The organism is Enterobacter cloacae complex sp. GF14B (genome assembly GCF_004136805.1).
GTDB classification, from domain to species: Bacteria; Pseudomonadota; Gammaproteobacteria; order Enterobacterales; family Enterobacteriaceae; genus Enterobacter; species Enterobacter hormaechei_C.
This window is the reverse complement of record NZ_QFRV01000105.1, coordinates 1-11669: the sequence shown is the minus strand read 5'-3', so window position 1 is coordinate 11669 and position 11669 is coordinate 1. Positions and strand designations below refer to the sequence as shown.

Below are 11669 nucleotides of genomic sequence, written 5' to 3'. Positions count from 1 at the left end.
CAGGTGGTGTACGCCGACCAGCTCGGGCTGGTGGACAGCGGGCTGACCACGTCGATGTGGCAGGCACCGGGGCTGGTGCGGGCATCCCCCTCACCCCGGCCCTCTCCCTAAGGGAGAGGGAGATTAAGTCCCCTCTCCCTTAGGGAGAGGGTTAGGGTGAGGGCATCAGGCCACACCAATATTTGAATCCCATCACATTCACTGCATTCCCCTTTTCCCTTTTACTCCCCGCTGGCTAAATTAGTAACTCATCCGACCACATAACAATAATTTTACACTGGAAGAGACTATGAGCCGCTACCCGTCGTTATTCGCCCCTCTCGATCTGGGGTTCATCACCCTCAAAAACCGCGTGCTGATGGGCTCAATGCACACCGGGCTGGAGGAGCGTCCGGACGGGGCTGAACGTCTGGCAGCCTTCTATGCCGAACGCGCGCGCCACGGGGTGGCGCTGATTGTCACCGGCGGCGTAGCCCCTGCCCCTTCCGGGGTGACGATGGAGGGCGGCGCGGTGTTGAATGATGCGTCACAACTGTCGCACCACCGCATTGTGACCGACGCGGTCCACCGCGAGGGCGGCAAAATCGCCCTGCAAATTCTGCATACCGGGCGCTACAGCTATCAACCGAACCTGGTTGCCCCCTCGGCTATTCAGGCGCCGATTAACCGCTTTACTCCTCACGCCCTTAGCCACGACGAGATCCTGGCGCTGATCGACGATTTTGCCCGCTGCGCCGCGCTGGCAAGGGAAGCAGGCTACGACGGCGTGGAGGTGATGGGCTCTGAAGGCTATCTGATTAACGAATTTCTCGCCGCACGCACCAACCAGCGCGACGACGAATGGGGTGGCGACTATGCCCGCCGCATGCGTTTTGCCGTGGAGGTGGTGCGCGCGGTGCGTGAACGTGCGGGTGCGGATTTTATTATCATCTTCCGCCTGTCGATGCTCGACCTGGTGGAAGGCGGCGGCACCTTCGACGAAACCGTGCAGCTGGCGCAGGCAATTGAAGCCGCCGGTGCCACCATTATCAACACCGGGATTGGCTGGCACGAAGCGCGCATCCCCACCATCGCCACGCCGGTGCCGCGTGCGGCGTTCAGCTGGGTAACGCGCAAGCTGAAAGGCAAAGTCTCCGTTCCGCTGGTGACCACTAACCGCATTAACGACCCGCAGGTGGCGGACGATGTGATCTCACGCGGCGACGCCGATATGGTCTCGATGGCGCGTCCGTTCCTCGCGGATGCCGAACTGCTCTCCAAAGCGCAAAGCGGCCGTGCGGATGAGATCAACACCTGCATCGGCTGTAACCAGGCCTGTCTGGATCAAATCTTCGCTGGCAAAGTCACCTCCTGCCTCGTTAACCCCCGCGCCTGCCATGAAACCAAAATGCCGGTGGTTACGACGGTCAATAAAAAACGCCTGGCCGTGGTGGGCGCTGGCCCGGCGGGCCTGGCGTTTGCGGTCAATGCCGCCTCGCGCGGGCACGGCGTGACGCTGTTTGATGCGCAGGGGGAGATTGGCGGGCAGTTTAATATCGCCAAACAGATCCCCGGCAAAGAGGAGTTCTACGAAACGCTGCGCTACTACCGCCGGATGATCGAGCTGACGGGCGTCGAGCTGCGGCTTAACCAGTTTGTCAGCGCGGCGGATCTGATCGGTTTCGACGAGGTGATCCTCGCGAGTGGGATCGCCCCGCGCACCCCTGCGATCGAGGGTATCGATCATCCGAAGGTATTGAGCTATCTGGACGTGCTGCGCGACAAAGCGCCGGTTGGCGAGAAGGTGGCGATTATCGGCTGCGGCGGGATCGGTTTTGATACCGCGATGTATTTAAGCCAGCCGGGCGAAGCCACCAGCCAGAACATCGCTGAGTTCTGCGTGGAATGGGGCATTGATACCAGTCTCAGTCAGTCCGGCGGTTTACGCCCGGAAGGGCCGCAGCTGCCGAAAAGCCCGCGTCAGATCGTGATGCTCCAGCGTAAGGCCAGCAAGCCGGGTGAAGGGCTGGGCAAAACCACTGGCTGGATCCACCGCGCCACCCTGCTCTCGCGCGGGGTGAAGATGATCCCGGCGGTGAGCTACCAGAAGATCGACGACGACGGGCTGCATGTGCTGATCGGTGGTGAACCGCAGCTGCTGCGCGTGGATCATGTGATTTTGTGCGCCGGACAGGAGCCAAAGCGCGATCTGGCCGATCCGCTGCGCGAAGCGGGTAAAACGGTGCATTTGATCGGCGGGTGCGACGTGGCGATGGAGCTGGATGCGCGGCGGGCGATTGCGCAGGGCACCCAGCTTGCACTGGTTATTTAGCGACGACGCCCCAGCTTCACCGATTTCAGCACCACGAATTTGTTATTGGTGGCAATGGTGACGCAGTTGCCGAAAATCTTCTTCAGCTTGTGGAAGTAGTCCAGGTGGCGGTTCGCCACGATGTACAGCTCGCCGTTGATTTTCAGGCAGCGGCGCGCGTGGTGGAACATCTCCCACGCGACGTTATCCGTCAGGGCGTGCTTCTGGTGGAACGGCGGGTTACAGAATACCGCGTTGAAGCGGAAAGGCTCTACGCCCGACAGCGCGTTATTGATCATAAACTCGCAGCGATCCAGCGCTTCAGGCAGGTTAGTTTCCACGTTCAGACGGCTGGAGGCCACCGCCATTGGCGATTCGTCGCTGAACACCACGCTGGCCTCCGGGTTCTTCGCCAGCAGCGTCAGGCCAATCACGCCATTGCCGCAGCCCAGGTCGACAATCTCACCCTCAAGATTTTCCGGCAGATGTTCCATAAAGAAACGCGCCCCGATATCCAGACCGGTACGGGAAAAGACGTTCGCGTGGTTGTGGATGGTCCAGTCGGTACCTTCCAGTTTCCAGCTCAGCGTTTCTGGCGCGTCGGCCAGCGCCGGTGCGCTGAAGGTGCAGTTGATCAGGCGCGCTTTTTTCCAGGCAAGCGTCGTGGTGGTCGGGCCGAGGACCTTCTCGAACAGCTCCAGCGTCGAGGTGTGAATATCGCGCGCTTTGGCACCCGCGATAATGCGGGTTTCTGGCGTGACGACTTTACGCAGCGCGCGCAGCTGCTGCTCCAGCAGCGCCATGGTTTTTGGCACCTTAATCAGCACCACGCCCGGCGCCTGCGGGTAGTCCGCGGTGCTGTCGAGGAACTTCACGCTGGACTCTTCGATGTCGTTATGGCGCAGGTTTTCACGCGTCGCCAGTTCGCTTAAGTAAGAATCGCCGATACTGTAAGGCGCATGTTCCGCCAGCGCGCAGGCCAGCGCGCCAAACGCGTCATTCAGGATCAGAACCGGGCCGCTGATTTCAGTCTCATCCAACTGTTGCAGCAGATATTCATCCGCCGCTTCCCACGCCTGAAGCGGGTTCACGTCGTCCGTTTCCGGGAAACGTTTAAGGTTGAGTGAACGGAAACCGTTGTCTAAGTGGCTCATCGGCCCTCCTGAATGGTAAAATTTGGCGTATCCCTGAAAAGGGTGCGTGAGTATACCCGTTTTCACACTATTTTGGGGTTTTGATGAACCAGCTGACTTATCTCCAGGGCTATCCGGAGCATTTACTTTCCCAGGTTCGTGACCTGATTGCCGCGGGAAAGCTCGGTGCGGTGCTGGAAAAACGCTACCCGGGCACGCATGATTTCGCGACTGACAAAGCCCTCTGGCAGTATACGCAGGATCTGAAAAACCAGTATCTTAAGAGCGCCCCGCCGATCAACAAGGTGATGTACGACAATAAGATCCATGTGCTGAAAAACGCGCTCGGCCTGCATACCGCCATCTCCCGCGTGCAGGGCGGCAAGCTGAAGGCTAAAGCGGAGATCCGCGTCGCGACCGTCTTTCGCAATGCGCCGGAAGCCTTTCTGCGGATGATCGTGGTGCACGAGCTGGCGCACCTGAAAGAGAAAGAGCACGACAAAGCCTTCTATTCCCTGTGCTGCCACATGGAGCCACAGTACCACCAGCTGGAGTTTGATACCCGTTTGTGGCTGACGCATTTATCGTTAAAGAGTAATGCGCAGTAGCGCACGCGAAATGTCATGATGACGTGCTACAGTGGTTTTAAGTTCCCTGCTACGGAGTACGTAAACGTTTATGATACGTTTCGCAGTCATCGGTACGAACTGGATCACGCGCCAGTTCGTCGACGCCGCCCACGAAACCGGCAAATATAAGCTCACCGCAGTCTATTCCCGCAGCCTTGAGCAGGCGCAGAGTTTTGCGAATGACTACCTGGTTGAACATCTGTTCACCTCGCTCGATGAGATGGCGCAAAGCGACGCCATTGACGCGGTCTATATTGCCAGCCCGAATTCTCTGCATTTCCCGCAAACGAAGCTGTTCCTCAGCCACAAAAAACACGTGATTTGCGAGAAGCCGCTGGCCTCGAATATTGAGGAAGTGGAAGCCGCCATTGCGCTTGCCCGGGAAAACCAGGTGGTGCTGTTTGAAGCGTTCAAAACCGCCAGCCTGCCGAACTTCCTGCTGTTGCAGCAGTCCCTGCCGAAAATTGGCAAAGTGCGTAAAGCCTTTATCAACTACTGCCAGTATTCCTCGCGCTACCAGCGCTACCTGGACGGCGAAAACCCGAACACCTTTAACCCGGCCTTCTCGAATGGCTCGATTATGGATATCGGTTTTTACTGCCTGGCCTCTGCGGTCGCCCTGTGGGGTGAACCGCACGGCGTAACGGCCACCGCCAGCCTGCTGGAGAGCGGCGTGGATGCACATGGCGTTGTGGTGCTGGACTACGGTGATTTCAGCGTGACGTTGCAGCACTCGAAGGTCAGTGACTCCGTACTGCCAAGCGAAATTCAGGGCGAAGACGGCTCGCTGGTGATCGAAAAAATCTCCGAATGCCAGAAGCTAAGCATCGTTCCCCGCGGCGGCAAAGCGCAGGAGCTGACGCAGCCTCAGCATATTAACACTATGCTCTATGAGGCAGAGGTCTTCGCCCGTCTGGTAGAAGACAACGAAGTGAACCACCCGGGGCTGGCAATCAGCCGCACCACGGCGAAGCTGCAAACGGAGATCCGCCGACAGACTGGCGTGATTTTCCCCGCAGACGGCGTGAATGTGGAAGCCGTCGCGTAAAGCTGTGTAATGAAATCGTGCAGACCATTGACGAAACCGATGGTCTGACATAATTTGTTACCTGCAAAGGGGAGTAACTTCTTCGCCGGTGGATCGTCATTACGATGCGTGCAAAACCGCATCCGGTCGCCGGGCAACCTTCGAGGTTGTAAGTGAGACCTTGCCGGAAGGCGAGGTCTATGCATAAAAAGCTAACGGCTATCGTCTTCTGACCATAGCCGTTTTTGTTTTTTATGTGTAAGGAAAATAGTATGCATTCTGTCGGCACTCCAATGCTGTGGGGCGGATTCGCGGTTGTCGTGCTCATCATGCTGGCGATCGACCTCTTTTTGCAGGGTCGTCGCGGCGAACACGGCATGAGCGTCAAGCAAGCCGCCGTCTGGTCGCTGGTATGGGTTACCCTCTCACTTCTTTTCTGCGCCGCCTTCTGGTGGTATCTGGCCTCAACCGAAGGCCGCGCGGTGGCCGATCCTCAGGCACTCGCCTTCCTCACCGGCTATCTGATTGAAAAAGCACTGGCGGTTGATAACGTCTTCGTCTGGCTGATGCTGTTCAGTTACTTCGCCGTGCCTGCGGCTCTGCAACGCCGCGTGCTGGTGTACGGCGTTCTGGGCGCTATTGTCCTGCGTACCATCATGATCTTCGCCGGTAGCTGGCTGATTACCCAGTTCGAATGGCTGTTGTATGTATTTGGTGCGTTCCTGCTGTTCACCGGGGTCAAAATGGCGCTGGCGAAAGAAGACGATACCGGTATCGGTGATAAGCCGTTGGTGAAGTGGTTCCGGGGTCATCTGCGCATGACGGACAAGATCGAGAGCGAGCATTTCTTCGTGCGTAAGAACGGCCTGCTGTTCGCCACCCCGCTGCTGCTGGTGCTGATTCTGGTCGAGCTGAGCGACGTGATTTTCGCGGTGGACAGTATCCCGGCTATCTTCGCAGTTACCACCGACCCGTTCATCGTTCTGACCTCGAACCTGTTCGCCATCCTCGGCCTGCGTGCGATGTACTTCCTGCTGGCAGGCGCGGCAGAGCGCTTCTCAATGCTGAAGTACGGCCTGTCGGTGATTCTGGTGTTTATCGGTATCAAGATGCTGATCGTCGATTTCTACCATATCCCGATCGCCATTTCGCTCGGCGTGGTGTTTGGCATTCTGCTGGTGACGCTGATTATCAATACCTGGGTTAACCGCCAGCACGATAAGAAGCAGCAGGTTTAGTGCAACGTTCGGTGCGGGCTGATGCCCTCACCCCACCCCTCTCCCACAGGGAGAGGGGGAAATGCAATGCAGGCCGGGTAAGCGTAGCGCCACCCGGCGCTTTCGTTAACCAATAGTTAAAAAACATGACGCAACACGTAAAATCCAGCATTTTACGCTTCCCTCCTTTCACGTATTCCCTATACTCGACCAGGCAAACATTTACTTACATCCGGAAATAAATGTGACTTAGAGCACATCCAGGATGGAACGCAATTTCACTCAGGAATAACGTATGAGCACACAATCACGCGGTCTGTTCGCGCGCCTGGCGCAGGGCAGTCTTGTAAAACAAATTCTGGTCGGGTTGGTACTGGGTATTCTGCTGGCCATGGTGTCGAAACCTGCCGCGGAGGCCACGGGGCTGCTCGGGACGCTGTTTGTGGGCGCCCTGAAGGCCGTCGCCCCGGTACTGGTGCTGATGCTGGTGATGGCGTCGATTGCCAACCACCAGCACGGACAAAAAACCAACATTCGCCCTATTCTGTTCCTGTATCTGCTGGGAACCTTCTCTGCTGCCTTAACGGCCGTTGTGTTTAGCTTCCTGTTCCCGTCTACGCTGCACCTGACCAGCGCGGCCGGTGATATCACCCCGCCGTCCGGGATTGTGGAAGTCCTTCGCGGCCTGCTGATGAGCATGGTCTCTAACCCCATCACCGCACTGATGAGCGGAAACTACATTGGCATCCTGGTCTGGGCGATTGGTCTGGGCTTCGCGCTTCGTCATGGCAACGAGACCACGAAAAACCTGGTCAACGATTTGTCCAATGCCGTGACTTTCATGGTGAAGCTGGTGATTCGCTTTGCACCAGTCGGTATCTTTGGTCTGGTTTCTTCGACGCTGGCCACTACCGGTTTCGACGCACTGTGGGGCTACGCGCAGCTGCTGGTCGTCCTGGTCGGCTGTATGCTGCTGGTGGCGCTGGTGATCAACCCGCTGCTGGTGTTCTGGCAGATCCGCCGCAACCCGTATCCGCTGGTGCTGACTTGCCTGCGCGAGAGCGGCGTGTATGCCTTCTTTACCCGCAGCTCGGCGGCGAACATTCCGGTCAACATGGCGCTGGCGGAGAAGCTGAACCTGGATCGCGATACCTATTCCGTGTCGATCCCGCTGGGTGCGACCGTGAACATGGCGGGTGCGGCGATCACCATCACCGTGCTGACCCTGGCGGCAGTGCATACGCTGGGTATTCCGGTGGATCTGCCAACCGCGCTGCTGCTGAGCGTCGTTGCATCACTGTGTGCCTGTGGCGCATCCGGCGTGGCGGGCGGATCGCTGCTGCTGATCCCGCTGGCCTGTAACATGTTCGGTATCCCGAACGAGATTGCCATGCAGGTTGTCGCGGTCGGCTTCATTATCGGCGTATTGCAGGATTCCTGCGAGACTGCGCTGAACTCCTCTACCGACGTGCTGTTTACCGCCGCAGCCTGTCAGGCGGAAGATGCGCGTTTAGCGAAGAACGCCCTGCGCAGTTAAAAAGAAAAGCCCGGTGGCGGCTACGCCTTACCGGGCCTACAAGGTAAATGCAAAACGGCAACATGTGTTGCCGTTTTTAGTGTTTGCACCCTCTCCCTGTGGGAGAGGGCCGGGGTGAGGGCACCAGTCCGCACCCGACTTATAGCGTCACACCACTCTTAAAGATCGCCAGCTCGCGGAAGTCGTTCTTCTCGTTGCAGGTCTGCCTGCCGCTGGCAAATTCCACAATCGTGTCCACGAATTCGCTCAGCAGCTGCGGCATCGCTTTGCCGTGGATCAACTGGCCCGCGTCAAAGTCGATCCAGTGCTTTTTCTTCGCCGCCAGTTCGCTGTTAGTGGCGATTTTCACCGTTGGCACAAATCCGCCGTACGGCGTACCGCGTCCGGTACTGAACAGCACCATATGGCAGCCGGCTCCCGCCAGCGCGCTGGTGGCGACCGCATCGTTACCGGGCGCGCTCAGCAGGTTCAGACCGTGCGTTTTCAGGCGCTCGCCGTAGCGCAGAACGTCAACCACCTGGCTCGCGCCCGCTTTCTGGGTGCAGCCGAGGGATTTCTCCTCCAGCGTGGTGATTCCGCCCGCCTTGTTCCCCGGCGACGGGTTCTCGTAAATCGGCTGATTGTGGGCAATGAAGTACTGTTTGAAGTCGTTCACCATGGTGACGGTCTTCTCAAACGTCTCTTCGTCGCGACAGTGGCTCATCAGAATGCGCTCTGCGCCGAACATCTCCGGCACTTCGGTCAGCACCGTGGTGCCGCCGTTGGCAATCACATAATCCGAGAAGCGGCCCAGCATCGGGTTAGCGGTAATGCCGGAAAGCCCGTCAGACCCGCCGCACTCCAGGCCAAACTTCAGTTCACTCAGCTTGCCCGGCTCGCGCTTGTCGTGACGCATCACCTCGTACAGCTGGTGCAGCTGTTCAACGCCCGCTTCCACTTCGTCGTCCTGGTGCTGACACACCATAAAGTGCACGCGCTCAGGATCGAACTCGCCCAGCGTATCGCGGAAGGCGTCAACCTGATTGTTTTCACAGCCGAGGCCAATCACCAGCACCGCCCCCGCGTTCGGGTGGCGCACCATATTTTGCAGCATGGTGCGGGTATTGATGTGGTCGTCGCCCAGCTGGGAACAACCGTAGGTGTGGCTGAACAGATGCACGCCGTCGGTGCCTTCAGCATTGTTAGTCTCTTTCAGGAAACGCGTCTGAATTTGACGCGCGATCCCGTTCACGCAGCCGACGGTCGGGAGGATCCACAGTTCATTGCGGATCCCCACCTCGCCGCTGGCGCGGCGGTAGATCTGCACCTCACGATCGGCCGCCTGTCCTTCTTCTGCCTGGAAGTCAGGTTGATAGCTGTACTCGTCCAGATCGCTGAGATTGGTGCGGGTATTGTGAGAATGAATGTATTCACCCGGCGCAATATCCGCCAGCGCATGACCGATGGGCAAACCGTACTTCACCACGTTCTCCCCTTTCGCGATGGGGATCAGGGCAAACTTATGTCCACGTCCAATGGCCTGGCGTAACGTCACCGACTGGTTGTTGAAGGTCACTTCCGTCCCTTCGGCTAAATCGGCCAGCGCGACGGCAACGTTATCCAGCGAATGGATTTTGATGTATTGCATATCAACCTCAAACGGCCTTAGTTCAGTTCAATGGCGAAGTAGTCACGCGCATTGTTAAAGCAGATGTTTCTCACCATTTCGCCCAGCAGCTGGATATCTGCTGGCGCTTCGCCCGCGTGCACCCAGCGGCCAATCATCTGGCACAGAATACGGCGGAAATATTCATGGCGGGTATAGGAGAGGAAACTGCGGCTGTCGGTCAGCATGCCAACGAAGCGGCTCAACAGGCCGAGCTGCGCCAGCTGCGTCATCTGACGCTCCATGCCGTCTTTCTGATCGTTAAACCACCAGCCGGAACCGAACTGCATCTTGCCCGGCATCCCTTCGCCCTGGAAGTTGCCGATCATGGTGCCCAGCACTTCGTTATCGCGTGGGTTCAGGCAGTAAAGGATGGTTTTTGGCAGCAGGTTTTGCTCGTTCTGTTTGCTCAGCAGTTTTGACAGCTCTTCCGCCATCGGACGGTCGTTGATGGAGTCAAAGCCCACGTCCGCGCCCAGCAGTTTGAACTGACGCTGGTTGTTATTACGCAGCGCGCCGATGTGATACTGCTGAACCCAGCCGCGGCGGGCATATTCCGCACCGAGGAACACCAGTACCGCCGTTTTAAACTGCGCCACTTCGTGCTCACTCAGGGCTTCGCCGGAGAGACGACGCGCCAGAATGCTGTCCAGCTCAGCTTCGCTGGATTCCGCGAACAGCACTACGTCCAGCGCGTGGTCAGACACTTTACAGCCGTGTGCGGCAAAGTGATCCAGACGTTTGGTCAGCGCGGTTTGCAGATCGCCAAAGCGACGGATATCGGTGTCAGACACTTCCGCCAGCTTCGCCATGTAGTCGTTAAAGGTCGGCAGCTCGATGTTGAAGGCTTTATCCGGGCGCCAGCTTGGCAGCACTTTGATGTCAAACGTGCTGTCCTTCGCGACAACCGCGTGGTGCTCCAGAGTGTCGACCGGATCGTCGGTGGTGCCCACCATCTTCACGTTCATCTGCTTCATGATGCCGCGCGCCGAGAAGCTATCCTGCGCCAGCAGGTCGTTGCACTGATCCCAGATTTCATCCGCCGTGGCGGGAGAGAGCAGCTTGCCGGTGATACCAAACGGACGACGCAGTTCAAGGTGCGTCCAGTGGTATAACGGGTTACCGATGGTGTGGGGAACAGTAGCGGCCCAGGCGTCAAACTTCTCGCGATCGGTCGCGTCGCCGGTACACAGGCGCTCGGCCACGCCGTTGGTGCGCATTGCGCGCCACTTATAGTGGTCACCCTTCAGCCAGATATCATACAGGTTTTTGAAACGGTAATTTTCGGCAACCTGCTGCGGCGGTAAATGGCAGTGGTAGTCGAAAATCGGCTGGTCTTTTGCGTAGTCGTGGTACAGGCGGCGAGCAAATTCGGTATCTAACAGAAAATCGTCGGTCATAAACGGTGTCATTATCGTCTTCCTCATTACGGGAGCGTCAGAAAGCTTATGTTCAGATGCTGCAAAGTTATCACACCAATTTCCAGAGTCCGACGTTTTTTTCGTGAGTTAGATCAATAAACGTCGACAAATAAATTACCCTCAAAGGGGTAAACCCTCTCTCAGGCCGCGCCAGTTCTGGCTTTGCGCGTGCCGCATAATGTCCCTACAAAGATTCACACTTTTGTGATGTCACTCACCTTTTAAAGTTGTATGACAAGTTATCTTTTCGCCGTCGCAAACTATAAGCCGACGGAATGCATTACCGGTGTTTGATACATCGGATTTAACGGTACGGAAGCCGACTTAGCACGATTACTAATGGCAAGGTTCGGGCCGTTCCGGGACAGGTTCCCGGTTACGCCCCTCCCGTTACAGAACAGCTCCCGGCAACGGTTGAGTTGTTGCCGTGTCCCGACACGGAAATAACATAACGATGAGGTTTTACATGCGTAAAATTAAAGGGTTACGTTGGTACATGATCGCACTGGTGACGCTCGGCACCGTGCTGGGCTACCTGACACGTAACACCGTGGCAGCAGCGGCGCCAACGTTGATGGAAGAGTTACATATCTCCACGCAGCAATACTCTTACATCATTGCGGCTTACTCTGCCGCTTACACCGTAATGCAGCCTGTTGCAGGTTATGTTCTTGATATTCTGGGTACAAAAATTGGTTATGCCTTCTTCGCTGTAGCCTGGGCCGTCTTCTGTGGGGCGACCGCGCTGGCCGGCAGCTGGGGCGGACTGG

General features: G+C 57.5%; 9 protein-coding genes and 1 pseudogene. 7 read left to right on the top strand and 3 right to left on the bottom strand.

The window, feature by feature from the left end; translation table 11 throughout:
• Together DD606_RS26515 and DD606_RS22235 are read left to right on the top strand one after the other, a co-directional pair.
• Nucleotides 1-111: pseudogene (locus DD606_RS26515) on the top strand (hypothetical protein); the annotation flags it as partial.
• A gap of 178 nt (nucleotides 112-289) precedes the next feature.
• Entirely contained in the window at nucleotides 290-2311 is a 2022-nt protein-coding gene (locus DD606_RS22235; RefSeq protein WP_129259144.1) for an NADPH-dependent 2,4-dienoyl-CoA reductase, read from the top strand.
• Here DD606_RS22235 and rlmG read toward each other — a convergent pair.
• Complete coding sequence (gene rlmG, locus DD606_RS22230) at nucleotides 2308-3444, bottom strand: 23S rRNA (guanine(1835)-N(2))-methyltransferase RlmG (RefSeq protein ID WP_003862620.1); 1137 nt, start codon at nucleotides 3442-3444, stop codon at nucleotides 2308-2310. The two genes, DD606_RS22235 and rlmG, sit on opposite strands and share 4 nt — an antisense overlap.
• A gap of 83 nt (nucleotides 3445-3527) precedes the next feature.
• Between rlmG and DD606_RS22225 the strand changes: the two genes are divergently transcribed.
• The 4 genes from DD606_RS22225 (at nucleotide 3528) to sstT (ending at nucleotide 7833) form a co-directional block, all read left to right on the top strand.
• On the top strand, nucleotides 3528-4031 hold the full coding sequence (locus DD606_RS22225) for a YgjP-like metallopeptidase domain-containing protein (protein ID WP_003862622.1): 504 nt from the start codon (nucleotides 3528-3530) through the stop codon (nucleotides 4029-4031).
• 70 nt (nucleotides 4032-4101) lie between these two features.
• Nucleotides 4102-5100: a Gfo/Idh/MocA family protein gene (locus DD606_RS22220; RefSeq protein ID WP_003862623.1), complete on the top strand. Its 999-nt coding sequence runs from the start codon at nucleotides 4102-4104 to the stop codon at nucleotides 5098-5100.
• Nucleotides 5101-5351: 251 nt separating this feature from the next.
• Nucleotides 5352-6317, top strand: coding sequence for a TerC family protein (locus tag DD606_RS22215; protein ID WP_003862625.1), 966 nt, complete (start codon nucleotides 5352-5354; stop codon nucleotides 6315-6317).
• A 274-nt stretch (nucleotides 6318-6591) separates the two neighbouring features.
• Nucleotides 6592-7833 (top strand): serine/threonine transporter SstT, encoded by a 1242-nt coding sequence (gene sstT / locus DD606_RS22210; RefSeq protein WP_003862628.1) that lies wholly within the window; start codon nucleotides 6592-6594, stop codon nucleotides 7831-7833.
• Nucleotides 7834-7972: 139 nt separating this feature from the next.
• On the opposite strand, the gene DD606_RS22205 is transcribed toward sstT, so the two are convergent.
• Nucleotides 7973-9460, bottom strand: a complete 1488-nt coding sequence (locus DD606_RS22205) for a UxaA family hydrolase (protein WP_063944495.1) — start codon at nucleotides 9458-9460, stop codon at nucleotides 7973-7975.
• Nucleotides 9461-9477: 17 nt separating this feature from the next.
• Complete coding sequence (gene uxaC, locus DD606_RS22200; RefSeq protein WP_003862632.1) at nucleotides 9478-10890, bottom strand: glucuronate isomerase; 1413 nt, start codon at nucleotides 10888-10890, stop codon at nucleotides 9478-9480.
• Between the two features lie 475 nt (nucleotides 10891-11365).
• On the opposite strand from uxaC, the gene DD606_RS22195 reads away from it, so the two are divergent.
• Nucleotides 11366-11669, top strand: a 304-nt coding sequence (locus tag DD606_RS22195; RefSeq protein ID WP_129259142.1) for an MFS transporter, incomplete at its 3' end; no start/stop codon positions are given.